This window comes from Xanthomonas sp. WHRI 1810A (genome assembly GCF_040202885.1).
GTDB lineage: Bacteria > Pseudomonadota > Gammaproteobacteria > Pseudomonadales > Pseudomonadaceae > Aquipseudomonas.
This window is the reverse complement of sequence record NZ_JBEGED010000016.1, coordinates 95,207-114,113: the sequence shown is the minus strand read 5'-3', so window position 1 is coordinate 114,113 and position 18,907 is coordinate 95,207. Positions and strand designations below refer to the sequence as shown.

The 18,907-nt window shown below is 64.2% G+C and carries 14 protein-coding genes; 5 read left to right on the top strand and 9 right to left on the bottom strand.

Annotated elements, in window-relative coordinates; translation table 11 throughout:
- Window positions 1–550: 550 nt before the first annotated feature.
- From ABQX22_RS21455 to ABQX22_RS21420, 8 genes are all read right to left on the bottom strand, one after another.
- Window positions 551–1,204, bottom strand: a complete 654-nt coding sequence (locus ABQX22_RS21455) for an HAD family hydrolase (RefSeq protein WP_349801872.1) — start codon at window positions 1,202–1,204, stop codon at window positions 551–553.
- 69 nt (window positions 1,205–1,273) lie between these two features.
- Window positions 1,274–2,803 (bottom strand): sodium:solute symporter family protein, encoded by a 1,530-nt coding sequence (locus ABQX22_RS21450; RefSeq protein ID WP_349801871.1) that lies wholly within the window; start codon window positions 2,801–2,803, stop codon window positions 1,274–1,276.
- The gene (locus tag ABQX22_RS21445) at window positions 2,800–3,060 is read right to left on the bottom strand and encodes a hypothetical protein (RefSeq protein ID WP_349801870.1); all 261 of its coding nucleotides are present in this window, start codon (window positions 3,058–3,060) and stop codon (window positions 2,800–2,802) included. The genes ABQX22_RS21450 and ABQX22_RS21445 overlap by 4 nt, the downstream gene beginning before the upstream one ends.
- Before the next feature lie 167 nt (window positions 3,061–3,227).
- The gene (locus tag ABQX22_RS21440; protein WP_349801869.1) at window positions 3,228–4,163 is read right to left on the bottom strand and encodes a choline kinase family protein; all 936 of its coding nucleotides are present in this window, start codon (window positions 4,161–4,163) and stop codon (window positions 3,228–3,230) included.
- Entirely contained in the window at window positions 4,160–5,113 is a 954-nt protein-coding gene (locus ABQX22_RS21435) for a phosphotransferase family protein (RefSeq protein WP_349801868.1), read from the bottom strand. Before ABQX22_RS21435 ends, ABQX22_RS21440 begins: the two co-directional genes overlap by 4 nt.
- 9 nt (window positions 5,114–5,122) lie before the next feature.
- Window positions 5,123–6,403 (bottom strand): Zn-dependent hydrolase, encoded by a 1,281-nt coding sequence (locus tag ABQX22_RS21430; RefSeq protein ID WP_349801867.1) that lies wholly within the window; start codon window positions 6,401–6,403, stop codon window positions 5,123–5,125.
- Window positions 6,381–7,160, bottom strand: a complete 780-nt coding sequence (locus ABQX22_RS21425; RefSeq protein ID WP_349801866.1) for a DeoR/GlpR family DNA-binding transcription regulator — start codon at window positions 7,158–7,160, stop codon at window positions 6,381–6,383. Before ABQX22_RS21425 ends, ABQX22_RS21430 begins: the two co-directional genes overlap by 23 nt.
- A 48-nt stretch (window positions 7,161–7,208) precedes the next feature.
- Window positions 7,209–8,639 carry an amidase gene (locus ABQX22_RS21420; RefSeq protein WP_349801865.1) on the bottom strand — a complete coding sequence of 477 codons (1,431 nt, stop codon included), beginning with the start codon at window positions 8,637–8,639 and terminating at the stop codon, window positions 7,209–7,211.
- A gap of 894 nt (window positions 8,640–9,533) precedes the next feature.
- Between ABQX22_RS21420 and ABQX22_RS21415 the strand changes: the two genes are divergently transcribed.
- Window positions 9,534–11,981 carry a PAS domain-containing protein gene (locus ABQX22_RS21415; protein ID WP_349801864.1) on the top strand — a complete coding sequence of 816 codons (2,448 nt, stop codon included), beginning with the start codon at window positions 9,534–9,536 and terminating at the stop codon, window positions 11,979–11,981.
- On the opposite strand, the gene ABQX22_RS21410 is transcribed toward ABQX22_RS21415, so the two are convergent.
- The gene (locus ABQX22_RS21410) at window positions 11,982–12,914 is read right to left on the bottom strand and encodes a LysR family transcriptional regulator (RefSeq protein WP_349801863.1); all 933 of its coding nucleotides are present in this window, start codon (window positions 12,912–12,914) and stop codon (window positions 11,982–11,984) included.
- A 547-nt stretch (window positions 12,915–13,461) separates the two neighbouring features.
- On the opposite strand from ABQX22_RS21410, the gene ABQX22_RS21405 reads away from it, so the two are divergent.
- From ABQX22_RS21405 to paoC, 4 genes are all read left to right on the top strand, one after another.
- A complete protein-coding gene (locus ABQX22_RS21405) occupies window positions 13,462–14,298 on the top strand; it encodes an SDR family oxidoreductase (RefSeq protein ID WP_349801862.1) in 837 nt (278 codons plus the stop codon).
- A gap of 316 nt (window positions 14,299–14,614) precedes the next feature.
- Window positions 14,615–15,256, top strand: coding sequence for an aldehyde dehydrogenase iron-sulfur subunit PaoA (gene paoA / locus ABQX22_RS21400; RefSeq protein WP_349801861.1), 642 nt, complete (start codon window positions 14,615–14,617; stop codon window positions 15,254–15,256).
- Window positions 15,253–16,209 carry an FAD binding domain-containing protein gene (locus ABQX22_RS21395; protein ID WP_349801860.1) on the top strand — a complete coding sequence of 319 codons (957 nt, stop codon included), beginning with the start codon at window positions 15,253–15,255 and terminating at the stop codon, window positions 16,207–16,209. Before paoA ends, ABQX22_RS21395 begins: the two co-directional genes overlap by 4 nt.
- Entirely contained in the window at window positions 16,206–18,416 is a 2,211-nt protein-coding gene (paoC, locus tag ABQX22_RS21390; RefSeq protein WP_349801859.1) for an aldehyde oxidoreductase molybdenum-binding subunit PaoC, read from the top strand. The genes ABQX22_RS21395 and paoC overlap by 4 nt, the downstream gene beginning before the upstream one ends.
- Window positions 18,417–18,907 lie beyond the last annotated feature (491 nt).

Here is an 18,907-nt window from a genome sequence, read left to right as displayed (position 1 = left end):
GCGAAAGCGATGGATCAGGCGCCAGTGTCGTGCTGAATGTACCGGCCTCTTCGCGGACAGGTCCGCTCCCACGGTTTAGTGCAGGCCGCAGATGACTGCAAATCCTGTAGGAGTGAGCTTGCTCGCGAATGCATTCTTCCCGGCGCCGATGCGTTGACTGACATTCCGAACCGCGGGCAAGCGCGCTCCTACGCCTTCGGCCGAAGCAGGTCGGCGTTTACTGATCGTCCCCACGCGCCGCGTGGGAAACATCAACTGGCTTGTGTTTCTGGCCGCAGGCTGTAGGAGCGCGCTTGCCCGCGAAAGCGATGGATCAGGCGCCAGTGTCGTGCTGAATGTACCGGCCTCTTCGCGGACAGGTCCGCTCCCACGGTTTGGTGCAGGCCGCAGATGACTGCAAATCCTGTAGGAGTGAGCTTGCTCGCGAATGCATTCTTCCAGGTGCCGATGCGGTGACTGACACCCCAAATCGCGGGCAAGCGCGTTCCTACGCCTTCGGCAGAAGCAGGTCGGCGTTTACTGATCGTCCCCACGCTCCGCGTGGGAACCATCACACCCAGTGCAACACCGGCCAACCGGCCTGTTCGGCATGGGCCCGCAGCACCGCATCCGGGTTGACGGTGCGGGGCTGACTGACTTTGCTCAGCAGCGGCAGGTCGTTGCGCGAATCCGAGTAGAAACTGGCACCGTCCAGGGTTTCGCCTTCGGCTTCCAGCCACTGCATCAGGCGGATGACCTTGCCCTCGCGGTAGGTCAGGACGCCTTCGGTGCGACCGCTGAAGCGGCCGTCATGCACTTCCAGGTCAATCGCCAGCACGTCGTCGATGCGCAGGTGCGCAGCGATCGGCGCCACCAAATGCACGCCCGACGCAGAAATCACCAGCAATCGATCCCCCGCCGCCTGATGCCGGGCAATGGTCGTTCGGGCGTCGCTGTAGACCACCGGGTCGATCACCTTGTCGATGAACGCCGCCACGGCGCTGGCCACCGACGTATCGCTGCGGCCCACCATCGGCGTCAGGCTGAACGCCATGTAATCTTCCATCGCCAGCCGGCCTTCGCCGTAGGCGGTCATCAATTCCCGGTCGCGTTGCAGGAAGGACTCGCTCTCCACCCAACCCAGCCGCACCATCTCCCTGCTCCACAAACTGGCGCAATCGCCGTTGATCAAGGTTTCGTCCAGATCGAATATCGCTAACGCCATGTCACACCTTCACTGCTGTGTTACGTCATCAAGGCGCCAGCCACACCGGGCTGGCGCCGTCCAGGTGAATCAGCTCATGGCCGGGGTGGCGCCCACCGACGTGCGATGGGGCGGGGCGATGGCGAACAGGTCGTCAACCCGCGCCACTTCAGCCGGGCTCGGCTTGATCGCCACGGCGAACCCCACAAACACCAGCGCGTTGAAAATCACGCCGATGATGCCGCTGGTCAACGAACCCAACGCAGGGATGTCGTCCGGGTAGATCACGGTCAGAACGATGGCGATCAAGATCCCCACCAGCATGCCGGCGATGGCGCCCTGCTTGTTGCCACGGCGGCTGAAGATGCCGAAGAACAGCGGCACCGCCAGCTGGATGATGCCCTGATACGAAATCTGCGCCAGCAGCTGCAGCCGTGCGTAGTCGAAGGTCAGGTACGCCAGCAGCGACGCGGCGGCGATGAACACCACCATGCCGGACTTGGCCAGCACGGTCTTTTCACGGTCGGTGCGCGGTTTGTTCCAGGTCGCCAGGTCGTTGGCGAACTGCGTGCCGCAGACCTGAACGCAACCGTCGACGTGGCCGATGCTCGCGGCCAGTACGATGACAATCGCCAGCGCCAGCAACCACGGCCCGCCGATGTCGAACAGCGACAGGAACCAGCCGTTCTGCGGATGTGCAGCGACCGAAGGGTCCTGACTGATGGCCGCCGCGAACAGCATGAGAATGCCGTAGAAACCGCCCACCAGCAGAATGGTCAGCAGCGTGCCCTTCTTCACCGACCGCACACCGCTGGCGGTGTAGATGCGCTGGAAACTCATCGGCCAGCACATCGAACCGATCACGCCGGTGAAGATCAGGCTGAACATGTACATCGGGCCATAGGTGCTGCCCGTCCCGCCGGGAATCACCAGCATGCTCGCCGGCAGCTGCGACAGGTGCGAGAACGACGCCGTTTCGCCGAACATCAAATACACGCACAACGCGGCGCACAGCACGTAGGCGATCAGGCCCTGGTACATGTCGGTCATGATCAGCCCGCGCATGCCCATGCTCACGGTCCAGTACTGACGAATCAGCACCACGCCCACGCCCACCATCAGGCAGGTGGTCACGCCCCAGCGCCCGAAACTGGCGAACTGGAACAAGGTCGCCAGCGCCTGAATCCCCATCACCACCCACGGAAACACTGAGATGATGCCGATGATCGAGGCGATGCGTTTGACCGCCGGGCTGTTGAAGCGCATGCCCAGCAGGTCCGGTTGCGTGGTCAGGTTGAAGCGTTTGCCCCAGGTCCAGGCGCGGTTGGCCATCAGGTACATGGCGGTGACACCGAGGGTGGCGTAGACCATCCCGTAGAACCCCAACGCGCCGCCCACCGACAACGCGAAAAACGCGGTGAAGGTCGCGCCCGGCCACCACGAGTTGGTGTAGCACATGGCGATGTACCACGGCCCGTACGAGCGGCCGCCCACGGCGTAATCGGAGAAGCTGTGGCTCTTGCGGTTGGTGGCGTACAGCACGGCGATCATGCCGGCGAGAAACACGCCGATCAGGCCGAAGGTGATGAACAGGTGTGAAGCGATGTCGGTGCTGATCATTTCGCGTCCCCCTCGTCAGGTATCTCGCCGGTCGCGGACTCGACGACGTACAAGACCCACAGGCCAAGGCCCATCAGCACGGCGATGGATATCCAGTAGAAGATCGGCAACGGAATGCCGAGCACGATGACCGGGCTGCAGCTGACGCTGAGGTAGAACGGCGGAAACAGCGCCATCATCAACAGCAGAAAAAAGTAAACGCCGAAGACCAGCGTCTTCATGCGCCCTGGCGGCGCCAGAGAAGGGTTGCTTTGCATAACGTGTGCTCCTTGAATTCTGGATCGGGTTGCCGGGCAAACTGATAAAACTCAAGCAGTAAAAAAAGACTGCGGAACACGCCGCTATTTTATTGTTGTGCGAACAAGGGTCGACGCCGTTGCAACCGAGCGTCGACACGAAGTCGAGTGCATCACCGGCTGCAGGCTCAAGCCTGTCTTAGCCAGCTTTCCCATTGCGAATCGTTGATCACGCTGCGGGCGCGCATGTGTTTCCACACGCCGTACTTATAGAAATCGAAATCCAGCTGCGAGACCGCGTGCTGGACCATGGCCCAGGTCGACCATTTCAGATCGGCCAGCGCCTTGTTCAGTTTGATCCGCGCCAGGGTCTGGGCCGTGACCTGGCCGAAGTAGTCCTCGATCAGCGCCAGCTCCATGTCGTCGGTGAAAAACATCTCGCCGAACCACAGCGCCAGTTCGTAATGGCGGTCGTTGTTGGAGGCGTATTCGAAATCCACCAGCCGGATCTGCCGCGCATCGTTGAGCATGAAATTGCCGGCCAGCGTGTCGTTCATGCACGGCGCCAAGTCGATGCCCGACGCTTCCAGCGCTTGTCGCGCGCGCTCGTATTGCAGGCACAGCCAGGCGTTGTCCGGGGGCACGTAACCGTTGAGTTCGGCGACCTGCCCCTGGTGCTCGGTGATCATGTCGAAGGCGGTCTTGGTCTGGATCAGCGCCGGCTGGTCATTGAAGGCCTTGAGGGCGTGCAACGCGTTATGCCGCACATCGCGTTGCAAGAAGTCATGGTTGGAGGAGGCACGCCAGCCCTCCATGAACTCGAAGACCTCGACGCCGAGCGGTTCAAGAAACGCGAACACCGGGGCGCCGTAGCCGGTCTCGGCCGCCTTGACGCTGGCATCGTGGGCCGTGCGCCGGTCGATGAACATTTCCGTGCCGACGCCCGGCACCTTGAAGAAGTACGCCGTGTCGGCGCCCTGCACGTCTACCCGCCAGTTGGTGTTGGAAATGCCGCCGCTGACCGGCTGATAGCTGATCTGCCGACCGCTCCAACTGCCGACGCTGCGCACTGCGGCTTCCAGCTGGTGTTCGGCGTGTGTCGCCGCCTGACCCAATACTTTCATGCCTCACCCCCATGAACCTGACGCAACCAGCTTTCGAAGCGGGCGTCCTGAATGCCTTGTCGGCAACGCAACAGCGTCCACTGCCCGACCTTGGAAAACTCAAGCCCGCGCACCGACGTCGCGCCGGTCCACAAACCCCACAAGGTCCAGTACCAATTGTTGATCAGCGCGTACAGACGGCAAACGGCGTAATCCACTTCCCGGCACTCACCGGCCCAGAGCCTGATGCCTTCGCGCCACTGGTTTTCGAACGCAAACAGCTCGTTCAGGGTGATCGCCACGTCGTACCAGGGATCGAAACACCCGCCGTAATCGAAGTCGATCAGGCGCAATTCGCCGCCCGGCCCGACCATCACGTCGCTGGCCACGCCGTCGCCGTGCAACGGCACGCTGTCGTGGGGCCGCTGTTGCAGCGCGTGCCAGGCCAGGTCGACGCAGGTGTTGAGCCACGCATGATCCGGCGGCAGCGTCACCTCGTCGCGCAGGCACAGGTCCCGCAGCTTCTGCAGATCGGCCATGGGCGAGCGCGTGAAGTCCGGCGCCGGGCCCGCGTGCACTTTTTTCTTGAGCGTCCACAGCGCCTGCAACTGAGGCGCCGACGTCAGTTCATCCAGCCGGGCCCAACGCCAGTCCGCTGCGGGCAAGGCCTCGAACAGCAACACGCCGTTGGCCACGTCCGCCAGGATCAGCGCCGGTGCTGCACCGCTGTCCGCCGCGCACTGGCTGGCCTGGGCGCTGCGCTCGACATCAATCAACGGCGCCATGTCGGCGTGCAGCACCTTGGCGTAATGGGTGCCCCGTGAACTGCTGACGAAAAAACCGGCCCATTCAGTGGCTACGCGGATCGGTGAAGCCACGCCTGCGGTGCCGGGCAGGACTTCAATCTCGGCCGGAAAACCAGCGGCGCCCAGGGCATTCAGCAGTCGCGATTCACAGGATTGAGTCGGCATGATCGGCCCTCAGCTAAAAGACGCGGGTGAGGAACAGGCGCGGTACAACAGCGCCGTCAGCATGCGCAGACCGTTGTGCATGTCCTCGTCGCGGGTGAACTCGGCCTCGTTGTGGGACACGCCGTTGCTGCTGGGAATGAACAGCAGGCAGACCGGGTATTTGCGGTTAAGGCTGATGGCGTCATGCCCGGACACGGTGATGCTGTTGCCCATAGGCAGGCCCAGTTGCTGGCCGACGCTGTACGCCAGCTCGGCGAAACCGTGGTGCAGCTTCGCCGGTTCGCGCAGGACGCTGCTTTCCACCTCAAAACCGGTGTGGGTCTTGCTGGCGATGGCTTCAAGGGTCGCGTTCAGCCGTTCCCCGGCCGCCGCCAGGCGCTCGACATCACGTGAGCGGTACTCGATCAGCAACGAGACCCGGGACGGCACGATATTCGGTGAGTTCGGGTAGATTTCCAGACGGCCCACCGAGCTGTGCATCTCCAGCCCGTGCCGCTCGACTTCCTCACGCACGGCCACCACCGCATGGGACGCGGCCAGCAGCGCATCGCGTCGGGCGGCCATGGGCGTCGGGCCGGTGTGGTTCTGCTCGCCGTCAAAGCGCACGCGGTTCTTCAGCGCGGCCCAGGTTTCACGGACCACGCCGATGGCCAGGCCTTCGCTTTCCAGCTGCGGGCCCTGCTCCACGTGAATCTCGACGTAACCGGCCACGGGCAAATCGACCCTGCCCTCACCCAGATAGCCGATGCTGCGCAGGGCCTCTTCCAGAGAAATGCCGTCGCCGTCGCGGCAGGCCCAGGCGTCTTCGATGCTCATGGATCCTGTGAACACGCTGCTGCCGATCAGGCTCGGCTGGAAGCGCGCGCCCTCCTCGTTGGTCCAGTTCACCACCGCCAGGTTGCAGGCCGGGGTTTGGCCACGCGCCTTCATCTGCCGCGCCAGGCTCGACACCGCCACGGCACCGGCCAGCACCCCATAGATGCCGTCGAAACGACCGGCGCTGGGCTGGCTGTCCAGGTGCGAGCCGCACAGCAGGTAAGGCGCCGCCGGATCGAAGGTCATCAATCCGAACAGGTTGCCCACGGCATCGACCCGCACTTCAAAGCCGCGCTCGGTGAGCCATTGGGTGAACAGGTCGCGCACCTGCCCGTCCTCGGCGGACGCCGACAGGCGATGCAAGCCACCGGCCGGCGTGGCGCCGATGGCCGAACTCTGCCGAAACAGTGCCTCGAACTCAGCGAGGTCAGCAGCACTCGGCGACAGCGGTTCAGGGGAAAAGGATGTCGACATTGTCTTGCTCCAGGCGGGCCGAAAAATCGTCGGACAACGGGCGATTGGTGACCACGGTAGAAATCGCGCTAAACGGCAGCGTGTTGATAAACGTGCGATGGCCGAACTTGGCGTCATCGGCCAGCACCACACTGCGCAGGCAGTGAGCGGCCAGGGTCCGGCGCAGCAGCGCTTCGGGCTCTTCGTAGTCCATGAACCCCAGCGTCAGATCCACCGCGCCGATGCCCATGAAGGCGATGTCGTAGTGAAACTGTCGTGCGAATTCCAGGGTGTGCGGCCCGATCAGGGCGTTGTCGTTGCGCCGCACATCCCCCGGCGTCACCAGCACCTTGTTGTCACTGTGCTGGGTGATCAACTGGGCGATGTCCAGGGAGTTGGTGATGATTTTCAGGTTGCTGAACGCGGTCAGTTGCTGGGCCAGGGCCAGGGTCGAGGTCCCGGTGTCGAGAAAGATCGCCATGCCTTCGCTGACCAGTTGCGCCGCCCGCCCCGCCATTTTCGCCTTGGCCTGGGTCTTGATCCGGGTCCGCACTTGCAGCGGTTGTTCTTCGTTGGGTCGCGGCAGGATCGCGCCGCCGTGAATGCGCCGCAGCTTGCCGGCCTCCTCCAGGTATTTGAAGTCCCGGCGGATCGTTTCTTCGGACACAAACAGCGACTGCGCCAGGTCCGACGCCTTGACGCGCTGGTGCTGGGCCAGCAGACGCATGATCTCGTCCAGGCGCGGCTGATTGAGCAAAGGGGAAACGGTGCGCTGCAAAGTGAAGCCTCCGGTGTGCAGGGTTCGCGTTCTAATCGTCGTTCAGGGTTACAGCGTCAATAGCGGCGGCAGGTGTTGATGCCACGGCGCGAGCGCTTCGAAGGCGGCGCAGAACTGCAGCACCTCAGCGTCGGCGAAACGCGGGCCGACCACTTGCAGACCGATGGGCAAACCGCTCGGGCTGAAGCCGCAGGGGATGCTGGCCGCCGGGTTGCCGGTGATGTTGAACGGGTAGGTAAACGGGGTCCATCGCGCCCACGGCACCGCGCCGTCCTGGCCGACGTAACCTTCCGGCGCCACGCCGTCAGCGGAAAACGGCAGGATCGGCAGCGTCGGCATCAGCAGCAGATCGACGTCTTTGAACAGCGCGTGCACCTGATTGGCAAACGCGGCGCGCTGTTGCACGGCCTTGAGGTAGCCCGCCAGATCGTAGTCGGCGGAGCGCTTGATCAGCTCAGCGAAGCCCGGATCGAGCTGGTCCATCTGGTTGACCAGCGCCTGGCCGTAGGCGATCCCGCGACCGCCGACCCACAGGGTTTCGAAGGTCGCCAGCGGGTCCTGCCAGTCCAGGGTCAGCGTGGTGACTTTAATCGGCAGCGCCTGCGCCATCTGCTGCACGGCCGCCTCCACCGCCGAGGCGATGACCGGATCCACCGGCGTCTCGAACAGCGTCGGGCAATAGCCGACCCGCAGTGCGCGCAGCGGTTGATCGCAGCGCGCCAGATAGGATTCGGTGGGGGCTGGCAGCGCCTGATGGTCCAGCGGATCGGGGCCGGACAGGATGTCGAACAGCAACGCGCTGTCCCGCACGGTGCGGGTGATCGGGCCGGCGTGACTGAGCATTTCGGTCGCCGACCACGGCCAGGTGGGGATGCGGCCCAAGGAGCCTTTCAGAGCGAAGGCGCCACAGAACGAACCGGGAATGCGCACCGAACCGCCGCCGTCTGAACCCAGGCTGGCCGGGACCATGTGCGCCGCCACGGCAATCGCCGAACCGGAGCTGGAACCGCCGCTGGTGAGCTGTGGATTCCACGGGTTGCGGCCGTTGCCGAACACCCGCGAGGTGCTGGCGCCGGTCCAGCCGAATTCGGTGGTGGCGGTCTTGCCGAGAATAATGGCGCCCGCCTCCTTGAGCCGGCGAATGATCGGCGCGTCCTGCACCGGCACGTTGTCCAGGGCGGTAAGCGAGCCCTTTGTCGTGCGCAGGCCGGCGGTGGAAAACAGGTCCTTGATCCCGAACGGAATGCCATGCAGCGGACCGCGATACAGGCCCACTTCGGCTTCCTCGGTCAGCTTGCGCGCCTGCGTCAGCGCCGCATCGGCATACACATCGCCAAAGGCGTTGAGTGTGGCATTGTGGGTTTGGATCGACGAGAGACTGGCTTCAACCAACTGCACCGGCGTGATACCACCGTCGCGAATACTGGCGGCGGCCTCGATGACGGTGGGCATGGGCAATTGGCTGGGGTCAGTCTTCATTGGGGTCTCCCACTTTTAACGAGGTAATGCCTGAGTGAGGGGCATTAAAGTCAGCGCTAAAAATTCAGTCAAGTGGGGTTTGTTGTTTATGTTGGATTTGTGGGGTATTAATTTTTTTTGGCCCCAGAGGGGTGCAAAAAAAGCGCCGATTGGGCGCTGGATCACCATTTCGCCCAGAAACGGGGCAGCCGAAAACAGCGATTAAGTGGGAGGGAACTTGCTCGCGATGAGGCCAGTACATCCGCCGCAATTTCTGGATGCCGGATATTCAATCGCGAGCAAGCTCCCTCCCACGCCTGCGGCAGTTTGATCGTTCCCACGCTCTGCGTGGGCATGCCGTGAATGACGCTCCGCGTCACCGGGACGCGGAGCGTCCGGCCTGGGTTACCACGCAGAGCGTGGGAGCCATCGTCTGTAGGAGCGCGCTTGCCCGCGATTCGATATTGATCGTTCCCACGCTCTGCGAGGTAACCGCGATCGGACGCTCTGCGTTCCCTGACGCGGAGCGTCTGGCACGGCATTCCCACGCGGAGCGTGAGGAACGATCAGGTGCGCGGCGGCCATCGGCATTCAATCACCTGCGCCAATCACTCCTACAGGATTTACCGCTACCTGCGCCGCACACGACACCCGTGAGAGCGGACCTGTCCGCGAAGACTGACGTTAAAGCGCTGGAAATCTACCGCCTATGCCATCCCTTCGCGGACAGGTCCGCTCCCAAGGAGATTCCACGATCATTGCCACCCGTGCAAATCCCCACACTTTCTGATTTGATTACGCGCGGGCCACCTGCCGCTGACGGCACGGCCCTACCTATTTTGCGGACAACAGGGGCGATCTCTGAAACACCTTACCCGAGAGGAGCTGGAAGCCGAGGTTGCGCACCTTCGTTCCTTGCTCCAGTCTGCCGGCCTTGAGGAAACCCAGGAGCGCTATCGCCTGGCGGTCAAGGCCACCAACGATGCGATCTGGGATTGGGACCTGACGGCCAATTACATCAATTGGAACGAGGCGCTGGAGCAGGCCTACGGTCATCCTCTGGCCACCGTCGAGACGTCCGGAGAATGGTGGATCGCCCACATTCACCCGGAGGATCGAGCGCGCATTGACGCCTCTATCCATGAGGTCATCGACGGCGACGTCGACACCTGGAGCGACGAGTACCGTTTTCAGCGCTTGGACGGCTCCTACGCCGAGGTCCTCGATCGCGGGCATGTGCTGCGCAACGCCCAGGGCCAGGCCGTGCGCATGATCGGCGCCATGCTGGACCTGAGCGGCAGGCGCCGGGCCGAAACGGCGCTGCGCAAGAGCGAGGAACGCTTCAGCACGATCTTGGAAACAGTGGAATCCGCGTTCGCCATCGTGCAGGTCAAGTTCGATGCGGATGACCGCCCGATTGATTACCGCTTCGTGGAGGCCAACCCCGCGTTCGAGCGTCAGGCCGGGGTCAATCTGCGCGGCAAATGGGTCAGTGAATTTGCACCGGACCTGGAGCAGTTCTGGTTCGACACTTACGGCCACGTGGCCAAGACCGGTGAATCCGCCAATTTCGAAAACTACGCCAAGGCCTTTGAACGCTGGTTCGATGTGCGGGCGGTGCGGGTGGGCGACCCGGCCGACCGGCAGATTGCGATCCTGTTCAACGACGTGACCAAGCGCCGGGACGCCGAAGAACGCCTGCGCGCCAGTGAAGCACTGGCCCGGGAGAACGTCGAGCGCGTCCAGCTGGCCCTCGCCGCCGGCGCCATCATCGGCACCTGGCACTGGCACCTGCCCACCGACCGCTTCACCGTCGATGAAGCCTTCGCCCGGGTCTTTGACCTGGATCCGTCCCTGGGGCTCGACGGCCTGAGCCTGGAGCAGGTAGTCGCGACCGTGCACCCTGAAGACCGGGATGACCTGATCGCGGCCATCAACGAAGTGATCGCCCGTGGCGGTGCCTACTCCCACCAGTACCGCGTGCGCCGCGCCAACGGAAAATACCACTGGATCGAAGCCAACGGGCGGGTCGATTTCGCGGAAGACGGCAGCCCCTTGCGCTTCCCCGGTGTGCTGCTGGACGTGGACGAGCGACGTTCGGTCGAAGCCGATCGCGACCGAGCGACCGAGGCGTTGCGTGCGCTCAACGACACGCTGGAGCAACGCGTGGCGGCGCGCACCTGGGCGCTGATGCAGGCTGAAGAGAAGCTGCGCCAGTCACAGAAAATGGAAGCGGTGGGCCAACTGACGGGGGGCCTGGCCCACGACTTCAACAACCTGCTGGCCGGGATTTCCGGTGCGCTGGAGTTGATGGGCATGCGCATCACCCAGGGCCGGTTCAGTGAGGTCGCCAAATACATCGCCACGGCCCAGGGCGCCGCCAAACGCGCGGCGGCGCTGACCCATCGACTGCTGGCGATCTCCCGGAGGCAAACCCTTGATCCGCGCCCCACTGACGTCAACCTGCTGATGGCCGGCATGATCGAACTGATTCAGCGCACGGTCGGCCCCAGCATCGTGGTCGAAACCGTGCCTGCCAGCGGGCTCTGGCCGACGCTGGTGGACGCCAGCCAGCTGGAAAACGCGCTGCTCAACCTGTGCATCAACGCCCGGGATGCCATGCCCGATGGCGGCCGCATCACCATCAAGACCACCAATCGCTGGATGGACCACGACGCCGCCCGCGCCCACGATGTGCCCGAAGGCCAATACCTGTCGCTGTGCGTCACCGATACCGGCACCGGCATGAGCCCCGATGTGATCGCCAAGGCGTTCGATCCGTTTTTCACCACCAAACCCCTGGGCCAGGGCACTGGCTTGGGGCTGTCGATGATCTACGGCTTTGCCCAGCAATCCGGCGGGCAGGTGCGGATCCAGTCGGAGGTCGGCGTGGGCACCATCCTCTCCATCTACCTGCCCCGCTACGAAGGCGATGCCGCTCAGGCTCCGGACGACAAACAGCACGACGTGAACTGGGTGCGGGAAGCCCGCGAGACGATCTTGATCGTCGACGACGAACCGACGGTGCGGATTCTGCTGACCGAGGTGCTGGGCGATCTGGGCTACACCTTGATCGAGGCCCCCGACAGCGTGGCCGGACTCAAGGTCTTGCGCTCGGATGTGCACATCGACCTGCTGATCACCGATGTCGGGCTGCCCGGCGGCATGAACGGGCGGCAGATGGCCGAGGCCGGGCGCGACGTCCGGCCCCACCTGCAGACCTTGTTCATCACCGGTTACGCGGAAAGCGCGGCCATCGGCGACGGCGTCCTGGGACCGGGCATGCAGGTGCTGACCAAGCCGTTCACCATTGATTCCCTGGTGACCCGCGTGCGTGAGTTGATGACCGCGCGCGCCCTGTGATCAGCCCGCCGTGAGCCCGGGCCGCTGCCCCGCCGGCCGGGTTTCGGCCCAGTCCCGCACTGCCTGCACAAACAGCCGCAGCGCCATGGGCGGGTGCCGGTTGGCGGGGTAGTACAAGCACAGGCCCGAATAGGTCGGGCTCCAGGCCGCCAGCACCTGCACCAGCCGCCCCGCCTGCAAGTGGTCGGCCACCAGCGAGTCAGGCACCCACGCCACGCCGATCCCCGCCAGCGCCGCTTCCACCATCAGGTTCATGTTGTCCAGGATAATCGCCCCTTCCACATCGAGGCTGGCGCTGTGCTCGCCGAGCTTGAAATCCCAGCGGAACACGCCGCCGCTGGCGAAGCGAAAGCGGATGCAGCGGTGGGCCTTGAGGTCCTGCGGGACGTGGGGCGCGGGATGGCGTTCGAGGTAGTCCGGTGACGCCACCGCCGCAAACCGCATGTCCGGTCCGAACTGCACAGCGACCATGTCTCGGGGCACGTCATCGAACAGCCGCACCCCGGCGTCGAAGCCGTCGCCGACGATGTCCTGCAGTTTGCTGTCCACCACGAACTCGATCTGGATGTGCGGATAGCGCCTGGCGAACCCGGGCACCACGTGGCGGATCAATGGGCGAATCGACGATTCCGACGCGCTGATCCGAATCGACCCGGACGGCATTGCCTGGGAAGACGTGACTTCATTGACCACGTTCGCCAGGTCCTTGATCAGCGGGCGCACGCCGTTGAGCAGCAACTCCCCGGCCTCGGTCAAGGCCACCGAGCGCGTGGTGCGGTTGAACAGGCGCATTTCCAGACGGGCTTCCAGATTGCGCATCGAGTGGCTGAGCGCCGAGGGCGACACGCCGAGAATCCGCGCCGCTGCGCTGAAGCTGCGTTGATCGGCGATGGTGATGAAGAACGTCAATTCCGGCAGGTCAGCGCGTATCACTTGTGAATTACCCTCAATAGCTCATGCAGCGCACTCTATATTGTTGAATGGGGTACAGCAATATACCGTTGGGACTGGCGGTTTGAAGGCGCCCTCTTTCGACGCATGCATTGCCGACGACCCTGTAGGAGCGCGCTTGCCCGCGAATGGCGCCGTGTCAGTCGCCGACGATGTTGCAGGTGCCGACGCCATTGCGGGCAAGCGCGCTCCTACAGGGGTCATGCCCGGCGCAGATTGCTACGGCTTTCATAGATCACTGTAGGAGTGAGCTTGCCCGCGAACGGCGGCGTGTCAGTTGCCGACGATGTTGCAGCTGCTGACGCCATCGCGGGCAAGCGCGCTCCTACAGGTCGTGCCCGGCGCAGATTGCTACGGCTTTCATAGATCACTGTAGGAGTGAGCTTGCTCGCGATAGCGATAGGTCTGACGACGAAGATGCATTGACCTCGAGGTCTGCTCCCCCGGGCTCTGCGTCGGACCGCCGGTTATTGAAAGAGCCGCTGCTCAACGTTCCGTGTTACCGCTTCACATTGAAGAGAGATGCCCCATGAAAAATGCCACCCACGTCACCGTTGTCATCGGCGCCGGTTCCATCGGCCAGGCCATTGCGCGCCGGGTCAGTGCGGGGAAGCACGTCGTGCTCGCCGACCTGAAGCAGGAAAACGCCGATGCCGCCGCCAAGGTGCTGGCTGACGCAGGCTTCGACGTCACCACCACCGTGGTCGATGTTGCGTCCCGGGAATCGGTACAGGCCCTGGTCACGCTGGCCACGGCCATCGGCGACATCACCGGCGTGATTCATGCCGCCGGCGTTTCCCCGTCCCAGGCCCCTGTGGAAACCATCCTGCACGTCGACCTCTACGGCACGGCGCTGGTGCTGGAAGCCTTCGGCGCGGTCATCGCCAAAGGCGGCTCGGGTGTCGTCATCGCCTCCCAATCCGGCCATCGCTTGCCCGCCCTGACACCCGAGCAGAACAAAGCCCTGGCCACCACGCCGGTTGAGGAACTGCTCGCCCTGCCGATGCTGCAGGCCGATCAAGTGACCGCCCCCCTGCACGCCTACCAGATCTCCAAACGCTGCAACGCGTTGCGGGTCATGGCGGAAGCGGTGCGCTGGGGCAAGCGCGGTGCACGGGTCAACACCATCAGCCCCGGCATCATCTTCACTCCGCTGGCCCGTGACGAACTGACCGGCCCGCGCGGCGAAGGCTACCGGCGCATGCTCGACCTCAGCCCGGCCGGACGCGGCGGCACCCCTGATGAAGTAGGCGCAGTCGGCGCGTTGCTCATGGGCCCCGAAGGCACGTTCATCACCGGCAGCGACTTCCTCATGGATGGCGGCGTGACGGCCTCGTATTTCTACGGCGAACTCGCGCCCGAGTAATGCGCTGCAGGGCTGGCCGTTGCATTGATGAGCAGACCTCATGACTTCATGCGGTTCGAACGCCTTATTCAGTGGGCCAAAGCTGATTACCCTGCTTTCACACTCAATGAGAGGCTTTCACGCAGCGCGCTCGCCGAGTCATGAGCCACACGCAAAGACGATGCGGATAAGCGGCCATAACCTTTTGCACGGGCGGGGGTCACTCTTAAATGACCCGTTCAAGCGCCCCGCGAGGGCGGCACTGACTCATCACTGAAACCGATCACTGGAAAAACTGGCTTTCGAGACCAGTACCCTGACCCCCGGGACGCCTGAAATGAATGACCGTGACCTGATGTCGATTACCCGACGCAAATTCCTCATCGTGGGTGGCGTCACCGCGACCGCCGTGGCGTTGCCGCCGTTTATCTGCGCGCAAGCCTCCGCGGCCAATGCCCATCGCTCCATCTCTTCGAACGTGGCGCTGACGGTCAATGGCACCCGGCGCGACCTGGTGCTGGATTCGCGCACTTCGCTGCTGGACGCCCTGCGCGAACACCTGCAACTGACCGGTACCAAGAAGGGCTGCGACCACGGCCAATGCGGCGCCTGCACGGTGATCGTCGACGGTCGGCGGATCAATTCCTGCCTGACCCTGGCCGTGATGCACCAGGCCTCGGAAATCACCACCATCGAAGGCCTCGGCACCCCGCAAGCGCTGCACCCGATGCAGGCCGCGTTCATCAAGCATGACGGTTATCAGTGCGGCTATTGCACGCCGGGGCAGATCTGTTCGGCGGTGGCGGTGCTGGAAGAAATCCGCCAGGGCATCCCCAGCCACGTCAGCGAAAGCCTGACCGAGCAGCCGCAGCTGATCGCCCGTGAGCTTCAGGAACGCATGAGCGGCAACATCTGCCGCTGCGGCGCTTACTCCAACATCATCGAAGCGATGACCGAAGTCGCGGAGGCGCGGGCATGAGATCTTTCAATTACATGCGTCCGCAATCCCCAGCCGAAGCCGCTGCCGAGGCCGCGCGGGTCGATGGCGCGATGTTCATTGCCGGCGGCACCAACCTGCTGGATCTGATGAAGCTGGACATCGAAACGCCGCTGCACCTGATCGACGTCAACGGCCTGGGCCTGGACAAGATCGAAACCACGTCTCAGGGTGGTCTGAAAGTCGGCGCGCTGGTGCGTAATACCGACCTGGCCGCCGATTCCCGTGTCCGGCGTGGTTATGGCCTGCTGTCACGCGCGCTGTTGGCCGGCGCGTCCGGCCAACTGCGCAACATGGCGACCACCGCCGGCAACCTGCTGCAACGCACGCGCTGCCCGTACTTCTACGACACTAACCAGAGCTGCAACAAACGCAAGCCGGGCAGTGGCTGCGCGGCCATCGGCGGGGTCAGTCGCCAGTTGGGGATCATCGGCGTCAGCGACGCCTGCATCGCCACCCACCCCAGCGACATGGCAGTGGCCATGCGCGTGCTGGACGCGCAGATCGAGACCATCCGCCCCGACGGCAGCACCCGGGTCTTCCCGATGGCCGACCTGCACCGGTTGCCGGGCAACACGCCGAACATCGAAAACAGCCTGCTGCCCCACGAACTGATCACCTCGGTGATCCTGCCCCCTCCCCTGGGCGGCACACACATTTACCAGAAGGTACGTGACCGGGCGTCCTACGCCTTCGCACTGATCTCGGTGGCGGCAGTGATTCAGCCCGACGGCAGCGGCCGCGTGGCCCTGGGCGGCGTGGCGCACAAGCCATGGCGTGTGGAGTCGGCCGAAGCGATGATGCCGCAAGGTGCCAAGGCCGTGACCGATCGCCTGCTGGCCGGCGCCACCCCTACTCATGAAAACGCCTTCAAGGTGACACTGGTGGAGCGCACGCTCGCCTCGGTCATGGCGCAAGCGAGGGTTCCCGCATGAAGTTCGACACCCCGGCCGGGATCAACCCGATTGACCAGGAAAAGGTCATCGGCAAGCCCATGGACCGCATCGACGGCCCGCTGAAAACCACTGGCCTTGCGCCTTATGCGTACGAGCACCACCACGCCGTGCCCAATCAGGCCTACGGCTTTGTGGTGGGCGCAGCGGTTGCCAAAGGCCGCATCTCGTCGATGAACCTGGCCGACGCCAAGGCCGCACCGGGTGTGATCGCCATCGTCACCGCCGCCAATGCCGGGACACTGGGCCTGGGCAAATACAACACCGCCAAGTTGCTGGGCGGGCCGGAGATCGATCACTACCACCAGGCCGTCGCGCTGGTGGTGGCCGAAAGCTTCGAACAGGCGCGGGCCGCGGCGCAGTTGATCAGCATCGCCTACGCACGTACCGACGGCGCGTTCGACCTGGCGCACGCCCATGATGCCGGGCTGGGCGAAGAAGGCGACATGCCCGACTTCCAGCACGGCGACTTCGCCGGGGCCTTTGCGTCGTCGCCCGTGCAGCTGGACGCCACCTACACCACCCCGGATCAATCCCACGCGATGATGGAGCCCTTCTCGTCCATGGCGGCGTGGGACGGTGATCAACTGACGTTGTGGACCTCCAATCAGATGATCGATTGGGCCGTCACCGACGTGGCTACCACCCTCGGCGTGCCCAAGCAGAACGTGCGCCTGATCTCGCCGCACATCGGCGGCGGTTTCGGCGGCAAGTTGTTTGTCCGCTCGGACGCGGTGCTCGCCGCACTGGGCGCGCGCATGGCCGGGCGTCCGGTGAAAGTCGCCCTCGCCCGCCCGCTGATGATCAACAATTCCACACACCGCCCGGCCACCATTCAGCGCCTGCGCATCGGCACCGACCGCGCGGGCAAGATCACCGCCATGGCCCACGAAGGCTGGTCCGGCAACCTGCCCGACGGCAAGGTCGAGCGTGCGGCGCAACCGACCAAACTGCTGTACGCCGGTGCCAACCGCCTGACCTCCATGCGCCGCGCCACCCTCGACCTGCCGGAAGGCAATGCCATGCGCGCCCCCGGCGAAACGCCTGGGCTGATGGCGCTGGAAATCGCCATGGACGAAATGGCGTACAAACTCAACATGGACCCGGTTGAATTCCGCATCCTCAACGACACCCAGGTCGACCCCACCAACCCGGCGCGGCCGTTTTCCCGGCGCCAACTGGTGGAATGCCTGCGCACCGGCGCCGAGCGGTTCGGCTGGAATAAACGTCATGCGACCCCCGGCACTCAGCGCGACGGTCGCTGGCTGATCGGCATGGGTGTGGGCGTGGCGTTCCGCAACAACAACCTGGTGAAGTCCGGGGCGCGGGTGCGGCTCAACGATCAGGGGATCGTGACGGTGGAGACCGACATGACCGATATCGGCACCGGCAGCTACACCATCATCGGCCAGACGGCGGCTGAGATGATGGGCGTGACGCTGGACAACGTCGTGGTGCGGCTGGGTGATTCTTCGTTCCCGGTGTCGGCAGGCTCCGGCGGCCAGTTCGGCGCCAACTGCTCCACTGCGGGCGTGTATGCGGCGTGCGTCAAACTGCGCGAGGCGGTGACGCAAAAACTGGGGCTGAGCGGCGACGACGTGGTGTTCAGCGACGGCGAAGTGCGTTCCGCGGGCAAAAGCCTGCCGTTGCGCAACGCCGCGCAGTCCGGCGAGCTGGTGGCCGAAGACAGCATCGAGTTCGCCGAGTTGAGCAAGCAGTATCAGCAGTCCACCTTCGGCGCGCATTTTGTCGAAGTGGCCGTGGACAGCGCCACCGGTGAAACCCGTGTGCGGCGCATGCTGGCGGTCTGTGCCGCCGGACGCATCCTCAACCCCAAATCGGCCCGCAGCCAGGTGATCGGCGCCATGACCATGGGCGTCGGCGCGGCGCTGATGGAAGAACTGGCGGTGGACAAACGCCTGGGCTTTTTCGTCAACCACGACCTGGCCGGGTACGAGGTGCCGGTGCACGCCGACATCCCGCATCAGGAGGTCATTTTCCTCGAGGAAACCGACCCGATGTCATCGCCGATGAAGGCCAAGGGCGTCGGCGAACTGGGCCTGTGCGGCGTCAGCGCGGCGATTGCCAACGCCATCTTCAACGCCACCGGCGCGCGGCTGCGGGACTACCCGATGACACTGGACAAAATGCTCGGCGCGTTGCCGCAGATGCAGATGCGGTCTGCCTGATACACCGTTGTCGTCTGATTCAGGACTGCTGCGCAGCCCATCCTCCGATTGCGGCCCAGAGACACGTTGCGCTCCCACGGCCTCCGGCCAGAATCAAAAGCCTGAGCGCACGCCGATCCGCCTCTGCCGAAGGCGTGGGAGCTTGCGCCGATCCGCTTCTGCCGAAGGCGTGGGAGGGAGCTTGCTCGCGATCTGGTGCGCAGCGCCAGCAAACCCAGCGAATGCGGTCTTCCTGACCCACCTCGGGCGCATGGTTTCAGGACTGCTGCGCAGCCCATCGCGAGCAAGCTACGCTCCCACGGCCTCCGGCCAGAATCAAAAGCTGAACGCACGCCAATCCGCTTCTGCCAAAGGCATGGGAGCTTGCGCCGATCCGCTTCTGCCCGGAGGGCGTGGGAGCGTGGCTCGTCCCGCGATCTGGTGCGCAGCGCCAGCAAACCCAGCGAATGCGGTCTTCCTGACCCACCTCGGGCGCATGGTTTCAGGACTGC